The following is a 21,320-nucleotide window of genomic DNA, read 5'->3' as shown; positions in this document are numbered from 1 at the left end:
GGAAGACGAGCGGAGCACGCACAGCGGGCCGAGGCATCAGACCCGACCCGCCGCGTCAGCTCCGCATCAGAGCGGTGCGACGATGTCCTGCTTCACGTCCCACTCGGTGATCTCCATCGCGACCTCGACCGACTGCCCCTCGACCGAGGCGCTGCTGGTCGACGCGAGGCTCACGTAGTCCTCCGTGACCTCGAAGACGACGTCGACAGGGGTGCCCTGCTGCTCGACCGTTCCGGAGAGGAGGTACACCTTCTCGCCCAGGCGCTCGCCCGTGCCCGTCACGGTGAAGTCGCCCGAGATGCCCGCGGCCGCAGCGGCGGGGTCGAGCGACGTGACGTCGGCCGCCGTCGCGCTGAGAGCAGCGACGACCGGATCGCTCGACGACGGGTCGGCCACCTGCCACTCGCTCGTGGCGGACTTGACCCAGACGTCGTCGCCGAGGGCGATCAGCGATCCGACGGGTGAGATCGATTCGATGGCCTTCTCCGCCGGGTTGAACTTCGCCGTCGACTCGATGCCCATGACGGTGGTCTTAGCGGCGTACCCCGCCGTGTCCGACATGGCCTCAGCGATGCAGGTGCTCAGCGCGGAGCCGTCGACCGTGTCGCCCTCTTTCAGCTCGGGGCAGTCCGACGTCGGCGCCTCCGCCTCCTGCGACGCACCGCCGCTGGGCTTCGATTCCGCCGGCTTCTCGGACGTTCCCGCCGAGCACCCGGTGAGCAGTACGGCGGCGGCGATCATGACGCCGACCCCCCATTTCTTGACGCGCATGGCGTCCCCCCTCTGGTCGTGTGCCCGATGACGGTCATCGGGCACGCTCTCCAGCATGCCAAAACTCTGCGGCGGAAGCGGGTGTCAGGTGCGCCGGGACCGACCGCGCCTCATCATCAAGAACGGGCCGACACATCGGCTGGCGACCGTGCTGACCAGCGCCGTGCTGCGCTCGGCTGCCGACCTCATCGGGCAGAACCTCGTGCCGAAGCATGCTCTTCCCGTCGGCGTCGCGACCCTAGTGCTCGGTGGCGTGTATCTGAGCTACCTGGCGGCGCGGACGGCACGATCGTGCTTCTGAATCGCTGCCGACCGGGACGACGGCAGGAGGTGCTGACGGTCGAACCGGTGGCAATCTATAAGTGAGATGTTACGTATGCGCTACTCAAAGGTGAGATTTGGCAAGATCGAACAACGTCCTTTGCACAGGAAGAGAAGGCGACCGAGGCGGGGCGTCGGGAAGTCGCAGGGATGGCTCGCTGTGCTGGCAGTCGTAGCCACCTTGGGCTCCGCCACCTCTGCGGCTTCTCCCGCGAGTGCTTCGGTCGCCTCTGGCATCTGTGACTTCGCCGTCGTGATCTTCGTCCGAGGAACCGATTCGCCGACCGGTAGTGGTCTTGCGCATGGGGACCGCGTATGGACCAGCGGGGGGATGGGCAACGTCGCTGGGGTGCGAACGAGCTTAGGAGTGTCGGGCATGCCCTTCTACTTCGAATCGCTCAACTACCCCGCAGCACCACCTCCACATCTCGAGGACAGCGTCAACCTCGGGGTCAGCCGTCTCTCCGCCGAGGTCAATTACGTCAACCAGACGTGCCCGTATGCCCCGATCGTTCTGATCGGTCACTCACAGGGTGCGATGGTAGTCAGTCACCTGCTGACCGGGGCCACCGTTCCTGCGCTGACGACGTCAGCAAAGAACAACATCCGAGCGGTCGCCCTATTCGGTGATCCGCAGTATCGGACGGGGATGCTGACGAACTTCGTCAATCAACCGAACAACGGGTTGTTGAGTCAAAGCCTCACATTTCCGAAAAGCAGCCTCGCGAGCTACAGGTACTGGGGTTGGCCCTATGGAGCCACAACCGCAGAGGGGTGGGTCTATAAGGTGCGCGAGTATTGCCTTGCGGGAGACTTCTTCTGTCAGAGCAATCCGAATGACTCTAGCTACGCCATTCACAACAGCTACGGACAGTTCGCAGGCGGAGTGGCGGGCTGGATACAGTTCCTGCTCACGGATTCGAACTAGGGAGGCTAGCGTGAAGAGACCCCCCGACGATGCCAAGGCGAGGATCTCGATTGGTGACGGGCTCATGGCCGCGCAGGTCCTCCTTGCTGTGGTGGGAGCGCTGTTTGTCTACAGCATGACCTTCACCGTCGCCGGTTGCGTGAATCGCTGCAATTATCCTGCTGTGGATCGTGCGACCCGAGGGTTCTGGGCCGTCGATCTCGCCGTCCTTCTGATCTGTGCTGCCGCCTACCTGCTGCTGAGGTCGCGCATCCGTGCTTCGGGATGGATCCCTCTCGCGGGGGTCGTCATCACGCTGGGAGCATTGGCGGTCACGATCGTGATTCTCAACGGAGCGCTCGTCCTGGGATAGCGGATGAGGGGAGACCCGAGTCGGCATGGAGCGCAGGCAGGCGGTGCGGGCGAATCTCCGCTAGACTGTCGAGGTTGTCTGCCTTCCGGCGTCCATTCGGGATTCCTGGGGTGGGCACGTGCACACACCCTCCTGCTCCCGGGAAAGCCCCGAGAGCCGTTCTAGTCCGAAGGAGGTGGGTAAGTGACGCACCAGTACGAACTCATGGTCATTCTGACCCCCGAGATCGACGAGCGCCAGGTCGCACCTACGCTCGACAAGTTCCTCAAGGTCATCACCAACGATGGTGGCTCTATCGAGAACGTCGACATCTGGGGCAAGCGCCGTCTGGCTTACGAGATCCAGAAGAAGAACGAGGGCATCTACGCCGTCGTCAACTTCACGGCGACCAGCGAGGCCACGCAGGAGCTCGACCGTCAGCTGAAGCTGAACGAGCAGATCATGCGCACCAAGGTCCTCCGCGCCGAAGAGGCACAGGCGATGATCGCCTCCGAGGCCAAGCGCTCCGAAGAGAAGGCTGCCCGCAAGGCGGCCAAGGCTGCGAAGGCCTAAGTCCCATGGCAGGCGAAACCGTCATCACCGTGGTGGGAAACCTCACGGCCGACCCCGAACTGCGGTACACGCAGAACGGGCTGCCGGTGGCGAACTTCACCATCGCATCGACGCCTCGGAACTTCGACCGCGCCGCGAATGAGTGGAAGGACGGCGAAGCGCTGTTCCTCCGTGCATCCGTGTGGCGCGAGTTCGCCGAGCACGTGGCGGGTTCGCTGACGAAGGGCATGCGCGTCATCGCGCAGGGCCGTCTGCGTCAGCGCTCCTACCAGGACCGCGAGGGCAACCAGCGCACCGCGATCGAGCTGGAGGTCGACGAGATCGGCCCCTCGCTGCGCTACGCGACCGCGCAGGTCACCCGCGCTGCCTCGAACGGCGGTGGCGGCGGAGGACAGTCTCGTCCCGCGCAGCAGCAGGTGTCGGAAGAGCCGTGGTCCACGCCCGGTTCTTCGACCAGCGCCGATGCCTGGAGCACTCCGGGCAGCTTCGGCGACGACACCCCGTTCTGAACAACTTCTGGATCCGACCCTCACGGTCGGCATCCGCTCATCACTAAGGAAAAACAATGGCTGGAAAGTCGAGCGGCGACCGCCGCAAGCCGCGGAAGGGCGCGAAGAACGCCGCTCCCGCGAAGTCCATCCGGGTCGGTGTCATCGATTACAAGGATGTCGCCACCCTTCGCAAGTTCGTCTCGGAGCGCGGCAAGATCCGCGCCCGTCGTATCACCGGTGTCTCGGTGCAGGAGCAGCGTCTGATCGCCACGGCGATCAAGAACGCACGCGAGATGGCGCTCCTGCCCTACGCTGGCGCCGGCCGGTAAGGGGTATCGAGATGGCAAAGCTGATTCTTACGAACGAGGTCGCCGGGCTCGGTAGCGCCGGTGACGTGGTCGAGGTCAAGAACGGGTACGCCCGCAACTACCTCATCCCCCAGGGCTTCGCTACGGCGTGGACCCGCGGTGGCGAAAAGCAGGTCGCATCGATCCAGGCCGCGCGTCAGGCACGCGCGATCCACGATCGTGACGACGCTGTCGCACTGAAGGACGCTCTCGAGGGCACGAAGGTGCGCCTCACGGTCAAGGCCGGCAAGGAGGGTCGTCTCTTCGGCTCCGTCAAGACCGACCACGTCGCGGATGCTGTCGCAGCCGCCGGCCTGGGTTCGATCGACAAGCGCAAGGTGCACATCCCGTCGCCCATCAAGGTGACCGGTGACCACGAGGCGACCGTGCGTCTGCACGACGACGTCACCGCAGTCATCACGCTGCAGGTCGTCGCCGCCAAGTAAGGCACGTCCGAACGCCCCCTGTCCTTCGGGACAGGGGGCGTTCTCGCATTCCGGGCCCCACGTGACCCGGTGTCTCACCGCTGCGGCTCCTCGAACCGCACCACATGGACCGCGCGATTCCGGAACGCTCTGCTCGCCGGCCATCGTCCGCCGACCTTCTTCACGCCGCGTCCGTCGAGTGAGCATTCCTCGCCCGGAAGCGCGCCGCATCCCGTGCACGCGTGCGTGGCAACGGTCATCGCGTACAGGTCGAGAAGCTCTCGCTGCTCGGCCTCGGTGAGGTGGTGCGGACACGCCGGTGAGAGATGGGGTGCTCGACCGGGCCAGTACACGCGGCGATCCCCGCAGCCGTGACCGCGACTGCACGGAGCTTCCGCAGCCTGCGGTCGTGTGAGCCGGTGCTGCCGATCCCTGCTCCGCTCCAGCCGCTGGAGGTAGTCGACGTCGCCGAGCCTGGACTGCTCCGCGCACCAGAGGATCGAGCGGGGGCGAGGGCGCTCGTCCACTGACGGCCGCGCTCGTCGACGGCGGCGACCGGCGCCTGACGCTCGAGCACCGAGATCGCGGAGTCGAGGTCGCTCACCTCGTCGAGCAGCTCGGCAGGTTCGCTCAGCATCGCGAGCAGGGGCGGCAGGGCTATCGGGACGCTGCCCGAGGCGTAGGCGCTCGCGGCTCCGGCGAACCGTTCGGCCGCGGCTCCGAGGGCGCGCGCATGGGTCGCGAGTTCATGCAGTTCGGGTATCGGTCCGCGCAAGGCGCCGCTCGCTTCGAGGGGATGACGCCGGTGGGCCTTCCCCCGCTTTCCCCAGACCACGGTGGACCCCCTTCTCCAGACTGCAGCCGCAGTCGCACATAACATGTTACGTGCGGATCGATGGTGCGAACGCCTCACCCGGCGGCTCTCGGTCTGAACGAAGGGATAGCGACGTTCGGCGCGAAGTCTGGCCGAAAGTCATGGGCAGATCGACGTAATGACGGGGCATGTCCTCTCGTCTCTTCAGTGGGAGCAGCGCTCGGCCGATCACGGCGCGGGCGCGCGGGCGGAGGGAATCATGAACGGTCGATACGGAGTGACCCAGCTCTTCGAAGAGCTGGAGGTCGAACGCGGCGCGAGTGTGCAGAGCATCACGGCGCGGGTGTCCGTGCTGCTCGGTGTCGACATCGAGGTCGACGTGCTGGACGACGACGAGTGGAAGACCGTCCCCCGGTTCGTGCTCGTCGACGGCGACCGGGCGAGGATCGCGCTTCGGGGGTCCGATCCACGGTGGTATCGGCTGCACGTCGTCGCCCATGAGCTCGCACACCTGCTGTGCGGACACTCGCAGTGCGCCGCGCTTCCCATGTCCTTCGACGACCCGGGGAGTCCGTCGCGTCGGGCACGGTCGCCCTCGAGGTCCTGCGTCAGCAGAGGACGAGGCCGACGCGGTCTCGCGTCGGTTGTGCGCGTTCGTCCGCACACCGAGCCTCGCTGCCGCGCACTCCGTCCCCTGTTGAGCCGTCGTCCATCGAGCCTCGGCGACTGATCGCTCCGCCGCGCTCCGGGGCGCGACGGATGCCCCGTGGTGGGGCCACGGGGCATCCGTGCTTCAGCGCCGGCGTCGTGTGACGGGGTGAGCTGGGGCTCCGCCTCCGTCGACGTGGGGTTGGACGCAGCGGCGCACCGGCGGTACGAGGTCTCCTCCCCGAGGACGACCGCACCGCCGGGGTCGGCGCTACGCCGTCAATCGACGACGCAGCAGCGTTGCACCCCGAGGAGGAGCAGCAGAGCGGCGAAGGCCACGAGGCCTCCCGACGACGCACCGCCGGTCATCGCGAGCCCCGTCGCCGGCCCGGCGGCGGCTGCGCCCGAAGCGCTGACCGACCCGGTCGAGGTGGCGGGAGTCGTTCCTGGGTCGGTACCGGGGCCGGATCCAGGGTCCGTTCCGGGGTCGGTGCCCGGGTCGGTTCCAGGGTCCGTCCCCGGGTCGGTTCCGGGATCCGTTCCCGGGTCGGTTCCGGGGTCCGTTCCCGGGTCGGTCACGGTCGCCTCGCCGACCACGGAGATGGCGTTACCGCCGACCGTGATCGGAAGGGAGATCGGAAGGCCCACCTGGGTGCCGCCGAGGGTGCTGTCGTCACCGCTCGTGGTGTTCCCTCCGGTGGTGGGGCCGGCGGGGGTGGTGGTGCCGCTTCCGGGGTGCGGGTGACGGTGGCGTCGTCGAGCACGGAGATCGCGTTGCCTGTCACGCCGATGGGGGCGGTGACGGGTGCGGTGACCTGGGTGCCGCCGAGGGTGCTGTCGTCACCGCTCGTGGTGTTCCCTCCGGTGGTGGGGCCGGCGGGGGCGGTGGTGCCGCTTCCGGGGGTGTGGGTGACGGTGGCGTCGTCGAGCACGGAGATCGCGTTGCCTGTCACGCCGATGGGGGCGGTGACGGGTGCGGTGACCTGGGTGCCGCCGAGGGTGCTGTCGTCACCGCTCGTGCTCGGCCCTGACGGGGAGCGGACGGTCCGGACGCAGCAGAGCCGCCGGACGTGGCAGAGCTCGCGTCGCCGAGCAGCGAGATCGCGTTGCCCGACACCGTCACCGGTGCCGTGATGGGCGCGACCGCCTGGGTGCCGCTGGCGATGCCGTCGTCTCCCGACGTCGTGGCACCGCCGGAACCAGAGGATGCCGGTGCTGCGGCGCCCTGAGCGGTGGGTGCGGTGCTGTCGGTGTCGCCGAGCAGCGACACGGCGTTGCCCGTGACGGTGATCGGGGCGTTGACCGCGAGGAGCGCCTGCGTTCCCGAGAGCACCCGTCGGCACCGTTCGTGGTCACGAGAGGCGCCCCGGCCGGTGCCGCAGTCTGGGGAGCCGGGCTCTGGGGAGTCGCGGCCGGGGCGCTGGTCGAGGACGTGTCGGTGACGCTCACGGCGTTGTTCGTCACAGTGACGGGAGGTTCACGGTGACCACGGCCTGGGTGCCGGATCCCGTGCCCGACTCCCCGCTGGTCGCGGGAGCCGGGGCGGGAGCCGGTGCAGGTGCAGGTGCAGGTGCAGGCGCGGGGGGGCGGGAGCCGGGGCCGGTGCGGGGGTCACCGCGTCGCCGAGCACCGAGATCGCGTTGCCCACGACCGAGATCGGTGCAGTGATCGCTGTCTCCGCTTGCGTGCCGGAGAGCAGTCCGTCGTCTCCGGTGGTCTCGGCCGCGTTCGCGGCCGTCGCGCCGAGGAGCGTGATGCCCCGGCGATGAGCGTGCCCCACAGGGCTCGCTTGAGGTACGTGCGCATGATCTTTCTCCTGACTTGATGAGCGTCTGATGGGTGCGCGCGATGAGAGTGCGCGCGCAGCACAGCATCTGTCGTTCCCACGGGGAACGACGTGACGATCCGTCAGTCGGGAGAGACGTCGGTGTCGGCGACCGGCGACGAAGGAAGCACGTCGTCGGCCGCGCCGGTGGTCCGCTCACCAGCACGGAGCGGAGAAGCGTCCACGTCGCTGAGGCGCGCGTGGGCAGCACCGGTTCCTCCGCCGGAACCGGCGGAGGAAGATGCGGGAGCAGGGACTCCTGGCGGGTTTCCGCTCGAGGGTCCGGAAGGCACACGGATGGTGTCGTCGGCGGCTCGAGCCGCGGCATCGTCGCCGAGGATCGCGGTGGCGGGCGGCGGTGCGGCTTCTCGTGGGCCCGGTGCGCCGGGAGAGGCATCGATCGCCCCTGTCGCTCCGGCGCTCGTGGTCGTCGCGGGTGCGATGGTCGCGGCATCCGGCAGAGGTGCGGCGGGCACCGTCGCTCCGCCGTGATCGCCGTCGCCGGGAGCCGTCGGAACCAGTGCTTCGAGCACCGGCGGGACCGTCTCGGTCGTCACGTCACCGAGGAGCGCGGTCGTGTCGTCGATCACGCCGACGAGGTCGCCGACGGCAGAGGTGATCCCGAGGTCGGAGACCAGGTCGCCCACCAGGGGGACCCCGGCGACGGTGTCGAGGATCGGGTCGGCGATCTGTGCGACCGGGGCCTTCGTGATGGCTTCGGTCACGGGGGCGACGACCGCTGCCGTCGTCTCCGAGACGGTGTGTACGACGGGGGCCACGACGGGCCCGACCACCGGTGCCGCGGCGACGGGCTGCGTCACCGCGGCGACCACCGGGGAACGGTGCGCTGCACGGGGGCGACGACTTGCGTGACGACGGGTGCGACCACCTGAGTGACGACCGGGGTGACGGGGGCCGTAACGGCCGACACCGTCTCGCTCACGAGCGAGGTGAGTCCGTCGAGCGGACCGTCGTCCTGGTCGTCCGCGTGCGCGGATCCGCCGCCGAGAAGGACGGTCAAGGTCGCCCAGGCGAGCACGCCGATCCCACCCCAGAGGACGGCGGCAGGAACGCCGCGTCGGGTGGCCCGAACGTCCACGTCGACCTCCCCCTCCGAAGGCAACGTACGTCGACACAGGTGCGTCGATTGCGGGTGACGATACTCGCGAGAAGCCGTCCTGTCTAGGGGGTGGGAGGCGAGTTTCCGGGGATGTCGGGATGTGACGCGCCCGGAGAAATCTCGGCTTGACTTTCCCCAGGTTCTACACATCCCCGTTCGAGACGGGCAACCTTCAACGCGCGATTTAAACTGATTCTCATCCACAGGTTGGGGAAAGAGGAAAAACCTGGTCGCGGGGCATAAAAAATCTTGAAGTCGGTGCCCTCCACGGGGTTATCCACACCCGTTGTGCACAGACACTCCGACTTTGTCCGCACGCTTTCCACATGGTTATCCACAGGCCGTGTTGCATGGGGAAAGACTCGCTCGTAGCGTGGGCGAGCGACCGAATGTCGGAGGCACCTGTTTCGCTGTTCAGGGTGGCGCGACGGCCGAGCACCATGCGGCCCCGCCGCCGACGCGTCTCATCAGGACAACGCATCGGAAACGTCGCATCGAAGGGAAGATTGTGTCGATCGCCGACATCTCACAGGAGCGCCTGGGAGGGCAGCGTCCGCCCGAGCGCACGCCTCCGCACGACCTTCTCGCGGAGCAGAGCGCGCTCGGCGGAATGCTCCTGTCGAAGGATGCGGTCGCCGATGTGATCGAGACGCTCAAGGGCGCCGACTTCTACGTCCCGAAGCACGAGCTCATCTTCGAGGCGATCCTCTCCCTGTACTCGCACGGTGAGCCGACCGACGTCGTCGCCGTCACCGACGAGCTCATCAAGACCGGCGAACTCGGGCGGGCGGGCGGCGCCGACTACCTGCACACACTCACCTCGATCGTCCCGACGGCGGCCAACGCCGGCTACTACGCGGGCATCGTGTCGGAGCGGGCGATCCTGCGACGCCTCGTCGACGCCGGCACGCGTATCGTCCAGCTCGGCTACGCGGGTGAGGGAGACGCGACCGACATCGTCAACAACGCCCAGGCCGAGATCTACTCGGTCACGGGCTCGGAGACGGCGGAAGACTACGTGCCGCTGCAGGTCGCGGTCGACGCGGCGCTCGAAGAGATCGAGGCGGCCAGCGGCCGTGACGGATCGATGACCGGTGTGCCAACGGGCTTCCGCGAGCTCGACGAACTCACCAACGGGTTGCACGGCGGCCAGATGATCGTCGTCGCCGCCCGCCCGGCAATGGGAAAGTCGACCCTCGCTCTCGACTTCGCGCGCGCGGCATCCATCGGGCACGACCTCCCCTCCGTGTTCTTCTCGCTCGAGATGGGCAAGAGCGAGATCGCGATGCGACTGCTCAGCGCCGAGGGCCAGATCCCGCTGCAGAACATGCGAAAGGGCAACCTCGACCCTCGCGACTGGACGACCGTCGCCGCGACCCGGGGCCGCATCAACGATGCCCCGCTCTACATCGACGACAGCCCGAACATGACGCTCGTCGAGATCCGCGCGAAGTGCCGTCGCCTCAAGCAGCGTGAAGGCCTGCGCATGGTCATCATCGACTACCTGCAGCTGATGACCTCGGGCAAGCGCGTCGAGTCGCGACAGCAGGAGGTCTCGGAGTTCTCGCGAAGCCTCAAGCTCATCGCCAAAGAACTCCAGGTGCCGGTCATCGCCCTGTCGCAACTGAACCGTGGTCCCGAGCAGCGCCAGGACAAGAAGCCCGCGATCAGCGACCTGCGAGAGTCCGGCTCGATCGAGCAGGACGCCGACATGGTCATCCTCCTGCACCGTGACTCGGTCTACGACAAGGACGTGCGTCCCGGCGAGGCCGACCTGATCGTCGCCAAGCACCGCAACGGCCCCACCGCCACGATCACCGTCGCATTCCAGGGCCACTACTCCCGCTTCGCCGACATGGCCCCGGGTGGCGATTTCAACTGAGTGTAGGTTCCGTGTGAACGACGGTCTCCCCGCAAACGGACCGGGAGGAGACTTGTCGAGATCAGGGCGAGATCTGCCACCGGTGATCTCCGGATCCGACCTCGAATCCCTCGGCCCCGGGGAGCGTGATGATCGCGGTCGTATTGGGCGGCACGGTCGCCCAATAATCGAGGGAGAGACCATCTCGCTCCCACCCGGTGGCGACTGTGCCGTAAGGAGTCTCGACGGAGGCCCGGCACCAGCTGAGGCTCTCGATGGGCAACGGGGTGACGCCGATCTTCTTGTACCCGGGCGTTAGAGGTCGAATGCCTGCCAGGTCACCGTGCATCCAGTCGGCGACGGCTCCCAAGGCATAGTGATTGAACGAGGTCATCTCTCCGGGATTGACCGACCCATCGGGGAGGAGGCTGTCCCACCTTTCCCAGATGGTGGTCGCGCCCATCCTGACCGCGTAGAGCCACGATGGCGGTTCGGTTTGAAAGAGCAGCTGCTCTGCGGTCTCGAGGTGTCCCGTCGCGCTGAGCGCTCGGAGAACGACGGGAGTGCCCAAGAATCCGGTTCCGATCCGGTGGTCGTCCTTCTCGACGAGGCGCCGCAGGTGGTCGCCGAGCACCGATCGCTCCTCGTGGGATTCGAGGAGACGGAACTCGATCGCCAGGGCGTACGCGGTTTGAGACTCTGAGGTCAGGCTCCCATCGGCTCGGACGAACCGTTCGGCCCATGCGCCGCGCACGGTGGTCGCGAGTTCGGACGCGCGCGCAGAAGCCTCGCGCATTCCTAAGGCCGTGGCGGCGTCGGCGAGAAGCCGAGCCGATCGGAAGGCGTAGGCGGTCGCGACCAACGCGTGCTCGGTCGTGGAGAGCTCCGGCCGATCCGGAGGGGCGTGCGGGTCGAGCCAATCCCCGAGCTGCTCCTTGTCTTCCCAGATGCTCGACGGCGTGAGCCGTGATCGCACGACGTCGACCCAGTCGGTCATGCTGTCGAACTGGCTCTGAAGAACTCCCACATCCCCGAAGCGCGCATAGAGCTCCGCAGGAACCACCGTGGCCGCATCCCCCCATCCCGCCGTCGGATGCAGCCATCTCGCGTCGAGGAGCACGTTCGGCACGACGAGCGGAACGCTTCCTGATTGCTGACGCTGCTCGGTCGCCAGGTCGGTGAGCCAGGATCTCAGGAACTGTTCGCAGTCGAAGAGGAAGGTGGCGACGGGACTGAACACCTGGATGTCGCCGGTCCACCCGAGTCGCTCGTCCCGCTGGGGGCAGTCCGAAGGGACGCCGAGGAAGTTGCCCCGCATCGACCACACGATGTTCTCGTGAAGGCGGTTGAGTTCAGGGCTTGACGATTCGAAATGCCCCGTGCGTTCCATAGCGGTATGGACGACCTGCGCGGCGATGTCGGCGGGATCGAGTTCTCCTGGCCAACCCTCGACCTCCACATAGCGGAAGCCGTGAAAGGTGAACTTCGGTTCCCATGTCCCTCCGCGACCGTCGAGAACGATTTCGTCGGTCGCCTGTGCTTTTCGCAAGGGGCGAGTGCTCAGCTCGCCCTGCTCGAGCACCTCGGCGTGCCGGAGCGACACGCGCGCGCCGCGCACCGCCGGCTTCTGGACGACTACCCAGCCAACGAGGTTCTGCCCGAAGTCGAGGATGGTCTTCCCGGAGACAGATCGGAGTACACGAGAGACGGGCATCGTCTCGTACCTGCGGATGCGGGGTGATTGGGCCGGACCCGGTTCGGGCTTCCATTCCACGCTTCGTGCCCGCGGCCATGCGGCGTCGTCGAAGTCCGCCTCGTTCCACTCGCGGCGATGCAGGCGGTCGTCCCACCGCTCACCGTTGTAGATGCTCGAGGACACGATCGGAGTCTGCGGCGCGACGCGCCACGTCTCGTCGGCGACGATCACCTCGATGCGGTCGGCGTATTGCAAGTGGATTTGAAGAGAAACTGCGGGCTGCTCGCCGTACGGTCGCGGTGCTTGAGGGTCGCCGAGGTTCTCCGTGAACCATCCTCCCGCAACCGTTGCGAGGAGGACGTTGGTCCCGATCGAAATCATCGGCCCGATGTCGGCGGTGTGATAGTCGACCCGTTCACGGAACGGCGTCCAGCCGGGCTTCAGCACGGCGTCGTCGATTTCGCGACCGTTGAGCTCGATGGAGTAGGCGCCGAGGGCCGTGGCGAAGGCGGTCGCACTGCGGAGTCCCGGTTCGATCCGCACGAGACCTCGAAGGGTGAACGGCATCGCCCGCGCCGTCGGCTTCGGGTGCCCGAGGAAGGGCGCGCGCCACTCGCACCGGCTCATGACGCCACACCGCTGGGAGACCGGAGCGCTCCAGGATGACCACTGTCCGTCAGGTCCGGAGACCCTGACGCGAACGGAGAACTCGGCCATCTCGGGGAGAGGATCGAAGGGCCAGTGGACCGCGACGGACGTCGGACCGTCGATCTCATACCGCCGGACGAGACCCGCCAGTGAGAGTTCGATCTCGGCCCCGGTCTGGTGCCAGTTCGGTGTATCGCTGGTGATCTTCCAGCCGAGGGAAGGCGTCCGAGTCATCAGCGGACCACCGTCGATCACCCGCCCGACCTGCAGTTGAGACACGGTGGTAGAGACGAGCGCGCGGATCGGGGCGCGGTCGAGTCCGTTTCGCATCACAACGGCGCGGGGCCGAGATTTCGGAACAGCCAGAGGCCGTCCTTGCCTGGTGCGACCAGGTCGAGGTAGCCGTTGCCGTCGAGGTCGGCAAGATCGAAGTCGATCCCCACACCCGACCCGAATCCTGGGGGACCGGCGTCGACGGTGTGCTTGACGAAGGCGCCGTCCGCCCACTTGTAGTACCAGATTCCGAGATCGTCCTCGTTGCCCGGATCTCCGGTCGGGTGCGCCCTCCAGCGCTTTCCCGTCACGAGTTCGTCGACACCGTCGCCGTCGATGTCGGCCCACCGGAGGGTGTGACACTGCGAGACTGCGGGATCGATGACGTGGCGGATCCACTCTCGTCGCCCATCGGGATGCAGTCGTTGCTGCCACCAGTCCAGCCCATACCCGTGCCCGTGCCCGACGATCAGGTCGTTGAGGCCGTCGCCGTCGACGTCGGTGACGAGGATGGGGACACTCGCGTCCTTGCCCAGATCGAAGTCGCGGTGGAGAAGCCACTCCGCGTCGGGACCGGCGTTCTCGAACCACCCGTAGTTGACGACGAGATCTCCGCGTCCGTTCCCGCTGATGTCCCCAAATCCCAGACCGTGGCCCTGCGCCAACCCAGAGACGACTCCTGCGCTCCAGCGCTGACCGTCGCGCTTATAGACGACAAGGGGATCACCAGGGGTGTTCGGCACAAGCTCCGGCACGCCATCCCCGTCGACATCCCACGCACTCGGCTGCTCGATGGCACCGGGGCGGGCGATCAGATGCTCCGGCCACAGTCGATCCTCGCCCGCCGCGGCGGTGTTCTCGCGCCACCGCAGCTCGTTGCCCCACCAGCCGCCTGTCACGATATCGGGACGGCCGTCACCGGTCAGGTCGATCGCGACGGAGCCGAAGTCATCGTGATACTCGCCGTGGCGCGCGTCCGGGGCGAACAGGGTGCGCTCGATGAAATCGGGACCGCGGTACCAGAACGAGCCCGACACGATGTCGAGGACGCCATCCCCGTCGACGTCGACGAAGGCCGCGGACTCGAAGGATTCGGCTGCGATGAACTCCTTGCGCCACCGAAGAGTCACGATCGGGCTCCGCGGACCGCGGCGAGGTACTCGTCAGCGATCCTGAGGTCTTCCAGGGCGTCGTGTGCTTCTGACACCGGCTCCGTGCGCGTCCGTACCGCCTCCACGAATCCGCGGGCCTGCGAAAGCATGGCGTGGACAGGCGGTAGCTCCAGTTCACGGAGTTCGCCCTCGTCGCCCTGCTCGCTGTAGAGGGTCAGCTTTCCGGCCTTGCGGGCTGCGAGAGGTGCGGGGTAGTCCACCCTGATGTAGCCCCGGTCGAATCCGATGATGACGTATTCCTCCCAGCCCTGCTCACGTCGCCACGGTTCCATTTCGAGGGCGACGGGCACACCCGATGCGGTTTCCGCGACCATAAGGCGCCCGGACGGATCGGCGTACTTGACCGCGTAGGACTCGCCCAGAAGGTGTCGAAGGAGGTTCGTCTGGTGGGAGTAAAAGTTGACGAATGTCTCGAAGGCCGAGTCGACCTCCCCGTCCGGGCCGAGGAGGGGCACCTCTTCATCCGAGAAGATCACGTCGTCCACTGCGTCGACCGCCCAGTTTCCGCCGGGGATCGTCAGCCGTGCGTAACGGAGGGCACCCCATTCTCCGCTCGAGAGGAGCCCGGCGATGAGCGCTCTGGCGCGCTGGGTCGCTGGGTCGCTGCGCTTGTGATATCCGACCATGTGGAAGGGGGTCGGGGAGGCGTCCAGCAGCCTCAGCAGTTCCACGCCGAGGGCGGTCGATGAAGCGAGGGGCTTCTCTGAGAAGATCGGCAGGCCGGCAGCGTAGAGCGGGCCGAGGATCTGCAGGTGACGGGTGAATGGCTGAGGCGCTACCAGAGCGTCGAGATCTTCGTGCTCGAGCATCTCGTCTGCGGAGGTGTACGCACGGGCGAATCCGTATCTGCGCGCCACGGCCGCGCCCAGCTCGCGGCGCGGTTCGGCGACGGCGACTAGCTCGACGGCTGTCCCGAGGCGGGCGTAGTTGGCCAAATGCGCCATCTGGCCCATTACGCCGGTGCCGACGAAGCCGACGCGGACGGGTGAACCTTCAGAGCGAGCGGTCATCCGATGTAGTCCCGGTTCTGTTAAACGTTTATATCAACTGGCATGATCGTAGTTATGTGTTTAGGTAGCCGTCAAGTACGCGATCCCCGTCGCGTGGCTGAAGGGGGTATTTCGTGATCAAGCGGGTCTCGATGAAAGACGTGGCCGATCGGGCGGGTGTCTCGATCGCAACGGTGTCGCATGTGCTCAACCAGCCGGGGCGCGTGACACCGCAGACGACGGCCAGCGTCGTGCGCGCGATGAATGATCTGGGCTTCGTGCGAAACCAGCTCGCCCGACAGCTTCGCACCGGCACCGGCACCACAATTGGCATGATCGTGCTGAACGTCGCGAATCCGTTCTTCGCGAATCTCGCCCATGCGTGCGAAAAGAGCGCCGAGGAGACGGGGCAGAGCATCCTGCTGGCGAGCAGCGACCAACTGCCGCATCGTGAAGACCGCTACTTGGCGCTTCTCGAAGAGCATCGGGTGAACGGCTTGCTCGTGGCGCCCGTGGGTGGCCCGAGCGTCAGTATGGCCCGGCTTCGCGACCGCGGCATGCCCATCGTGCTGTTCGGCAACTGGACGCCGGCATTCTGCTCGGTGGTGCTGGACGATGAGGAGGGTGGGTACTTGGTCGCCAAGCACCTGATCGAGTCTGGTCGGCGGCGCCTGGCATTCATCGGCGGCCCGATCGGCCAGGTGAATGCGAAGTGGCGGGGCGTTCAGAGGGCCGTCCTGGAGGGTGGGGGCACGCTGGTTCGACGCGTCGACACGCGCGATCAGACGTCGCACGATGGACGGGCTGCAGTTGAAGAACTCCTGGCTGACGGCCCGGACGTCGAGGGCATCATCGCCGTCAACGACCTCACTGCTCTCGGTGTCTTGGCGGGGCTGTCGAGCGCAGGCTTGCGTGTTCCGGACGACGTGGCGCTGACGGGGTACGACGACATCGAGTTCGCGGCTTCAGCATCTGTGCCGCTGACGACGGTGCGGCAGCCGATCGATGAGATCGCCCGCGAGGCCCTCTCTCTCTTGAGGGACGAGGCCGAGCGCCCACACGAGCACCGAAACGTCGTGCTCACCCCCGAACTCATCGTCCGCGACAGTACGGCTTGATCCCGACGTCACTGCGACAGCGCGTCGAGATCGAGGGCCGAAATGGCAGGTTGACAGCGGTGCGTGACTTGAGTACTACTTGTGTTAAACGTTTCACACAGTGAAGGAGACGACAACGTGGTCGGTTCGAAAAACTATTGGATGCGGTCGATCGGGATCAGCGCCATCGTCGGTCTCGCTCTCTCCGCGACCGCCTGCGCGGGAGCGAACGGCGGCGGCGCCGCCGGCGACGAAATCGAGATCGGTGCTCATCCGGCACTGCTGACGGCGTTCAACGCATACGCGGAGGCATACAACGCCACCGATCCGGAGGTGCCCGTCTCGATCGTCGAGTTGGGCGGCGACGACTACACACAGCAGCTGCTGACGATGCAGTTGAGCGGCGACGCCCCCGACATCATCATCAACTTCGCGAACGCTCAACTCCAGAGCGACGGATTGATCAAAGACCTGCAGCCTTGGCTGGCCGAGGGCAAGGGCGGGCTCTCCGAAGACCAGTTCATCCCCGCCTGGCTGAGTCCCTACGTGTCGGACCCGTCTTCGGGCGCCGTGGGCGGTCTGCCAGTGAGCGCCGACACCATGCTCCTCTACTACAACAAGACGCTGTTCGAACGAGCCGGCGTGACCGAGCTGCCCTCGGACACCTGGACCTGGGACGACATGTACCGCGTCGGCGAGCAGATCAGCGCTGCGGGAGCCGGGCAGTACTGGGGCTATCAGCCGCAGAACTGGCATGCCGTTTACAACCCGGTGCTCCACGCGTCGGGAACCGAGGTCTTCGATGACGAGGCGGGTGAGTTCGTCTTCGCGGATGCGGCCGGAATCGAAGGGTGGAAGACCATCTTGCAGCCATGGCAGGAGGGCTGGGGCACGCCGTACCAGGCTGAAGGCGCCCAGACCGACTACTTCGGAGCCGGCCAGGCCGCGATGATGCTCAACACCCGCCCGGCGATCGTCGGGTACCGAGACTCGCTCGCCGAGTACGACTGGGACGTCGCGCTGGTCCCGAAACTGAACGGCGAGAACGCGATCGGCGGGGGCTCGTACGGTCTGTCGATCATGGCCGACTCGCCCAACGCGGAAGCGGCATGGGACTATCTGTCGTGGTTCTTCAGCACGGACGGGGGAATGCAGGTCGCCTCCGAGTTCGGCGTGATTCCAGTAACCGAAAACGGTGTCACCGACGGCGCCTGGCGCGACGACCCCAACCCGGTGCCGGCCAGCCTCACCCCGGTGACCGAAGTCGCGGTCTCTGACGCCTATCTGGGAGGGCCTCCGGTGCCGGTCGATGTCTCGGCAGATCTGGACCCCGCCCTCGTCGCGGCTCAGCAGCGCGTCCTCATCGAGCACGCAACCGTGGCGGATTCCTACCGCCAGGCCCAGGAAGAACTCAACGCTGCGGTGAAGTAGATCCGCCTCAACCGGGCTGGCGCGAGCGTGCTTCGCGCCAGCCCCCAATATGGAAGCGCCCGAATGAGACGTCGCTATCAGAAATCCGATGTGCGCAGCGCCAGCGTGATGCTGGCCCCCGCGCTTGTGCTCTTCATCGTCTTCGTCATCGTGCCCGTAGGAATCGTGATCGGATTGGGGTTCTTCGATTGGAGCTTCTTCAACACCCCGGCGTGGGTCGGTCTGGAGAACTTCAAGAGACTCTTCTCCGACGGCCAGGTCTATCGTTCCCTCGGGATCACCGCGCTCTTCGCGCTGATGGGTGTGGCGCCCACGGTCGCCCTCGGGTTCATGCTGGCGGTGCTCGTGAACGTCCGGCTTCCGGGCATCGGGTTGCTGCGATTGATGTACTTCGCCCCGATAGTTGTGTCGGTGTCGGTGTCGGCAGTCTTGTGGCGCTTCATCTATGACGGCGACCGGGGGCCCCTGGCGGCGCTCGGAACACTGCTCGGCGTCGAGATCCCGAGCCTGTTGAACACGACCTCGTTCGCGCTTCCGGCAATCGTCGTGATGATGATCTGGACGTCGCTCCCCCTCGCGATCATCTTCTACCTCGCCGCCCTGCAGCGCGTCCCCGAGGACATCTATGCTGCGGCCGCGCTCGACGGCGCCGGGCGCTGGCGGACCATGTGGCAGATCACCTGGCCGAACGTGGCGTCAACGACGGTCGTCGTGGCCATGCTCCAGGTCGTCGGTTTCACCGCCGGATCGCTCGACTTCGCACTCGTGACGACCAACGGCGGTCCGCTGGACTCGACGACCTCACTCGGTCTGTTCGCGTACAAAGCGGCCTTCGTCCAGCGCGAGGTCGGCTATTCCAGCGCCGCTTCGCTCCTCCAGATCGCGGTCATCGCGTTCTTGGCACTCGTTGCCTGGCGGGCCGGCGCGGGAAGGACGGCACGATGAAGACTCGAATTCTCCTCCGCTACATCGCCATTTTCGTCGTCGGGCTCGTCATGGTCCTGCCCCTGGTGTACCTCTTCGGCGGATCCCTCATGACGGCCTCAGAGATCACCCAATTTCCTCCCGCGCTCTTCCCTGCCGAGCCGCAGTGGCAGAACCTCCTGAGCGCCCTGCAGGTGGTCGAACCTCGGTCGATCCTCAACAGTCTCATCTTCGTCGCGGGGGTGATCGTGGTACAGCTCGCGGTATCGCTGCCGGCGGGCTTCGCGCTGGCGGTCATCCCGTTCCCAGGAGCGACACGTCTGCTCGCCCTCTTCGTCATCCCGATCTTCGTCCCGACGAACCTCATGATCATCCCGATGTACGTCGTCACCTTCCAGGTGGGACTGGTCGGCTCGTTCGCCGGCCTCATCATCCCGATCGCGGCGGCCAGCTCGGTGGCGATTCTGCTGTTCCGTCAGTTCTTCGCGGGATTGCCGACAGGTCTGTTCGAAGCCGCGCGATTGGATGGAGCGTCTTGGATCACGACCTTCCGACTCATCGCGTTGCCACTGACGAGGCCGATAGTGGCCGCCTACTCTGTGGTGACCTTCCTCACCGCGTGGAACCTGTACATCTGGCCCCTCATCGCGGCGCCCGCTGCGGAGACCCGGGTGCTCAGCGTCGCGCTCGCCCGGCTCGCCCAGAACGACTTCGCCTACATCCCCCCACCCATCACTTTCGCAGGCGCCGTCATCAGCGTCGTCCCGGTGCTGATCGTCTTCCTCGTGTTCCAGAAGTGGTTCACCAAGGGAGTGGTCGGAACGGGACTGGAGTGACATCACCGACGGAACCTCAACCTCATTCCCCCGCCCACCAGCTGTTCGACGCAGCGTTAGCTCGAGGTGACATGTACTCTCCCGATTCTCCACGCCCCCTCATCGATACCGTCGCGATCCTCAACCACCCGACATTCCCGCACGGCACCGCGTGGTCGGAGGAGGCGTTGGAGCGTCTGAAGCGCCTGGGGTTCACGACCCTTCAGCTCAACATCGCGTGGGGATCGCGACCCGGCGACGAAGCACTCAACCTCGAGGATGTCGTGGAGCCCGCCACCGAATGGGACGGGATGAGACAGAGACTCGAGCTCAACAGCAGGCCTGACCGCCGGGCGGAGCGCCGGGCCGAACTGGCCGAGCGCCTCGCGCTGGCGAGGCGGGTCGGGCTGCGCACGGTCTTCCATTTCGGGGCGCCGTTCAACAGGCACAATGAGTTCGGGGATGCGCCTCCGAACTGCGTCTCCGACCCCGAGGTGCATCGGTACTACCGTCATCTCCTGCGGCGGTTGCATGACGAATATCCCGTCGACGACCTCTGGCTCTACACGTACGACCAGGACGCGTGGCTCTGCTCGGAGTTCGGCGAGTGTCCGCGGTGCGGTGGAGTGCCCCTCCACCGCCGGCTGCCGGCGTTCGTCGAATCGCTCGCCGGGGAGTGGGCGAGCATGACGGGCGGGCGGGTGTGGTGGTCGCCCTGGGAGCTCTCGGCGGGACAGATCCTCGGGTGTATCGGCGAGTTCGAACGCCCGGAGATTCTCGGCCTCGCCCTGCACAACAACATCGCGGAGTGCATGGTCGCTCACGCCGGAGATCGCAACACGAGCAATCTCGCTCGGGCTGCGTCCGAGCGGGGAATGCGGGTGGCCATCGAGGGGTACTTCGGCGCGGCCACGGAGGAGACCGAGACCCTCACCCGTCTGCAGTCCCCACTCGCGACGTACCACCAGGTGCGAACCATGATGGCCGTGCCAGGGGTCTCTTCGGTCAAGGAATACTACGGGCTGGATCTTGCGCCTTACGACCCGAATCTCGAAGCCGCCGCGCTCGCACTCGCGGGCGAGGACCTCACCGATGATGAGGTTCTCGCTGCACTCTCAGCGCGCTATGCCGATCCATCGACCCGGACGACAGTCGAAGACATCTGGCGGAATGTCAGCGCCGCGATGGAGATGTATCCGTGGGACGTGTCGTGGTTCGCGCGGGAGACCGGCCGCCGTGGTGCCAGACACTCGTTGGATAAGGCCATCCTGCGCGGCTCCGTCGCAGAGACCCCAGCCTGGCTCTCGACCCGGGCAAGCACGTTCATGGTCACGGCCGATGTGGATCCGCACCCGTGGCTTCTGGAAGACCTGGGACTGAGATGGTCGGCGACCGCATCCTTCCTGCAGAAGGCTCTGGATATCGCGCAGACCCTGCCACCCGATCTGCGGATCGGTGAGGATTTCGCGCCTTTCCTTCGCGAACTGGACGCCTTCCATCGGTCGACGCGGGCACTCGGCCTGCATTGTCGGGAGAGCAATCTGGCAGCACTCATACGTGACTCGGTCGCTCGCCGGACGGCGCCCGCCGAGGGCGTTGTCCGGGAGTTGCTGGAGTTGCTCGCACTCGATCAGGTGAACGCTCGTGAGGACTATCTCACCGATGTGATCGAGACGCTCCGGGAGGACCCGGCTGTCTTCGCGTCAGTCTGGTTCCGAGCCCCGACGCTGAACCCGCCGGGGCACCCCGACACAGTCGCCGGCAGGCCCGGGGCGGTCTTCACGTACCGCGAAGGGCTGTTCGCGATGACGTCGTCCTGA

General features: G+C 66.5%; 25 protein-coding genes. 14 read left to right on the top strand and 11 right to left on the bottom strand.

Translation table 11 applies throughout. From position 1 onward, the window contains the following. Positions 1–66 precede the first annotated feature (66 nt). On the bottom strand, positions 67–771 hold the full coding sequence (locus tag G4G29_RS20040) for a hypothetical protein (protein ID WP_244632244.1): 705 nt from the start codon (positions 769–771) through the stop codon (positions 67–69). A 55-nt stretch (positions 772–826) separates the two neighbouring features. Between G4G29_RS20040 and G4G29_RS20035 the strand changes: the two genes are divergently transcribed. The 7 genes from G4G29_RS20035 (at position 827) to rplI (ending at position 4,208) form a co-directional block, all read left to right on the top strand. Continuing rightward, positions 827–1,072 carry an iron chelate uptake ABC transporter family permease subunit gene (locus G4G29_RS20035; RefSeq protein ID WP_183151333.1) on the top strand — a complete coding sequence of 82 codons (246 nt, stop codon included), beginning with the start codon at positions 827–829 and terminating at the stop codon, positions 1,070–1,072. Positions 1,073–1,138: 66 nt separating this feature from the next. Continuing rightward, on the top strand, positions 1,139–2,020 hold the full coding sequence (locus tag G4G29_RS20030) for a cutinase family protein (protein WP_309491608.1): 882 nt from the start codon (positions 1,139–1,141) through the stop codon (positions 2,018–2,020). A 10-nt stretch (positions 2,021–2,030) separates the two neighbouring features. Beyond that, the gene (locus G4G29_RS20025) at positions 2,031–2,372 is read left to right on the top strand and encodes a hypothetical protein (protein WP_183151331.1); all 342 of its coding nucleotides are present in this window, start codon (positions 2,031–2,033) and stop codon (positions 2,370–2,372) included. A 183-nt stretch (positions 2,373–2,555) separates the two neighbouring features. Further along, entirely contained in the window at positions 2,556–2,924 is a 369-nt protein-coding gene (rpsF, locus tag G4G29_RS20020) for a 30S ribosomal protein S6 (protein ID WP_183151330.1), read from the top strand. A 5-nt stretch (positions 2,925–2,929) separates the two neighbouring features. Next, entirely contained in the window at positions 2,930–3,433 is a 504-nt protein-coding gene (locus tag G4G29_RS20015; RefSeq protein WP_183151329.1) for a single-stranded DNA-binding protein, read from the top strand. A gap of 56 nt (positions 3,434–3,489) precedes the next feature. Continuing rightward, positions 3,490–3,744: a 30S ribosomal protein S18 gene (gene rpsR, locus G4G29_RS20010; RefSeq protein ID WP_017203799.1), complete on the top strand. Its 255-nt coding sequence runs from the start codon at positions 3,490–3,492 to the stop codon at positions 3,742–3,744. Between the two features lie 11 nt (positions 3,745–3,755). Continuing rightward, positions 3,756–4,208 carry a 50S ribosomal protein L9 gene (gene rplI / locus G4G29_RS20005; RefSeq protein WP_183151328.1) on the top strand — a complete coding sequence of 151 codons (453 nt, stop codon included), beginning with the start codon at positions 3,756–3,758 and terminating at the stop codon, positions 4,206–4,208. A gap of 235 nt (positions 4,209–4,443) precedes the next feature. Here the strand turns inward: rplI and G4G29_RS20000 are convergent, their stop codons facing one another. Then, positions 4,444–5,022, bottom strand: a complete 579-nt coding sequence (locus tag G4G29_RS20000; RefSeq protein ID WP_183151327.1) for a hypothetical protein — start codon at positions 5,020–5,022, stop codon at positions 4,444–4,446. Positions 5,023–5,260: 238 nt separating this feature from the next. Between G4G29_RS20000 and G4G29_RS19995 the strand changes: the two genes are divergently transcribed. Then, entirely contained in the window at positions 5,261–5,731 is a 471-nt protein-coding gene (locus tag G4G29_RS19995; RefSeq protein WP_183151326.1) for a hypothetical protein, read from the top strand. Between the two features lie 197 nt (positions 5,732–5,928). Here the strand turns inward: G4G29_RS19995 and G4G29_RS20835 are convergent, their stop codons facing one another. The 6 genes from G4G29_RS20835 to G4G29_RS23150 form a co-directional block, all read right to left on the bottom strand. Continuing rightward, entirely contained in the window at positions 5,929–6,228 is a 300-nt protein-coding gene (locus G4G29_RS20835; RefSeq protein WP_202045419.1) for a hypothetical protein, read from the bottom strand. After that, a complete protein-coding gene (locus tag G4G29_RS20830) occupies positions 6,225–6,581 on the bottom strand; it encodes a hypothetical protein (RefSeq protein WP_210274214.1) in 357 nt (118 codons plus the stop codon). The genes G4G29_RS20835 and G4G29_RS20830 overlap by 4 nt, the downstream gene beginning before the upstream one ends. Before the next feature lie 17 nt (positions 6,582–6,598). Next, positions 6,599–6,982 (bottom strand): hypothetical protein, encoded by a 384-nt coding sequence (locus tag G4G29_RS19985; protein ID WP_183152931.1) that lies wholly within the window; start codon positions 6,980–6,982, stop codon positions 6,599–6,601. A 144-nt stretch (positions 6,983–7,126) separates the two neighbouring features. Next, a complete protein-coding gene (locus tag G4G29_RS19980) occupies positions 7,127–7,429 on the bottom strand; it encodes a chaplin family protein (protein ID WP_183151325.1) in 303 nt (100 codons plus the stop codon). Between the two features lie 128 nt (positions 7,430–7,557). Next, positions 7,558–8,307: a hypothetical protein gene (locus G4G29_RS19975; RefSeq protein WP_244632242.1), complete on the bottom strand. Its 750-nt coding sequence runs from the start codon at positions 8,305–8,307 to the stop codon at positions 7,558–7,560. Next, entirely contained in the window at positions 8,292–8,573 is a 282-nt protein-coding gene (locus tag G4G29_RS23150) for a hypothetical protein (protein WP_244632241.1), read from the bottom strand. The genes G4G29_RS19975 and G4G29_RS23150 overlap by 16 nt, the downstream gene beginning before the upstream one ends. A 529-nt stretch (positions 8,574–9,102) precedes the next feature. On the opposite strand from G4G29_RS23150, the gene dnaB reads away from it, so the two are divergent. Further along, the gene (dnaB, locus tag G4G29_RS19970) at positions 9,103–10,476 is read left to right on the top strand and encodes a replicative DNA helicase (RefSeq protein ID WP_183151324.1); all 1,374 of its coding nucleotides are present in this window, start codon (positions 9,103–9,105) and stop codon (positions 10,474–10,476) included. 61 nt (positions 10,477–10,537) lie between these two features. On the opposite strand, the gene G4G29_RS19965 is transcribed toward dnaB, so the two are convergent. From G4G29_RS19965 to G4G29_RS19955, 3 genes are all read right to left on the bottom strand, one after another. Further along, the gene (locus tag G4G29_RS19965; protein WP_183151323.1) at positions 10,538–13,033 is read right to left on the bottom strand and encodes an alpha-L-rhamnosidase; all 2,496 of its coding nucleotides are present in this window, start codon (positions 13,031–13,033) and stop codon (positions 10,538–10,540) included. A gap of 95 nt (positions 13,034–13,128) precedes the next feature. After that, complete coding sequence (locus tag G4G29_RS19960; RefSeq protein WP_202045415.1) at positions 13,129–14,202, bottom strand: VCBS repeat-containing protein; 1,074 nt, start codon at positions 14,200–14,202, stop codon at positions 13,129–13,131. Next, entirely contained in the window at positions 14,199–15,254 is a 1,056-nt protein-coding gene (locus tag G4G29_RS19955; RefSeq protein WP_183151322.1) for a Gfo/Idh/MocA family oxidoreductase, read from the bottom strand. Before G4G29_RS19955 ends, G4G29_RS19960 begins: the two co-directional genes overlap by 4 nt. Positions 15,255–15,367: 113 nt before the next feature. On the opposite strand from G4G29_RS19955, the gene G4G29_RS19950 reads away from it, so the two are divergent. The 5 genes from G4G29_RS19950 to G4G29_RS19930 all read left to right on the top strand — a co-directional run bounded on the left by G4G29_RS19950 (position 15,368) and on the right by G4G29_RS19930 (position 21,320). Then, the gene (locus tag G4G29_RS19950) at positions 15,368–16,351 is read left to right on the top strand and encodes a LacI family DNA-binding transcriptional regulator (protein ID WP_183151321.1); all 984 of its coding nucleotides are present in this window, start codon (positions 15,368–15,370) and stop codon (positions 16,349–16,351) included. A gap of 117 nt (positions 16,352–16,468) precedes the next feature. After that, positions 16,469–17,761 carry an extracellular solute-binding protein gene (locus tag G4G29_RS19945; protein ID WP_183151320.1) on the top strand — a complete coding sequence of 431 codons (1,293 nt, stop codon included), beginning with the start codon at positions 16,469–16,471 and terminating at the stop codon, positions 17,759–17,761. A gap of 90 nt (positions 17,762–17,851) precedes the next feature. After that, a complete protein-coding gene (locus G4G29_RS19940) occupies positions 17,852–18,706 on the top strand; it encodes a sugar ABC transporter permease (protein ID WP_183151319.1) in 855 nt (284 codons plus the stop codon). Further along, positions 18,703–19,521, top strand: coding sequence for a carbohydrate ABC transporter permease (locus G4G29_RS19935; protein ID WP_183151318.1), 819 nt, complete (start codon positions 18,703–18,705; stop codon positions 19,519–19,521). The genes G4G29_RS19940 and G4G29_RS19935 overlap by 4 nt, the downstream gene beginning before the upstream one ends. Continuing rightward, positions 19,518–21,320 (top strand): hypothetical protein, encoded by a 1,803-nt coding sequence (locus tag G4G29_RS19930; RefSeq protein ID WP_183151317.1) that lies wholly within the window; start codon positions 19,518–19,520, stop codon positions 21,318–21,320. Before G4G29_RS19935 ends, G4G29_RS19930 begins: the two co-directional genes overlap by 4 nt.

Source organism: Microbacterium sp. Se63.02b, assembly GCF_014171575.1.
In the GTDB taxonomy this organism is placed as follows: domain Bacteria; phylum Actinomycetota; class Actinomycetes; order Actinomycetales; family Microbacteriaceae; genus Microbacterium.
This window is presented reverse-complemented; position numbering and strand designations above follow the sequence as displayed.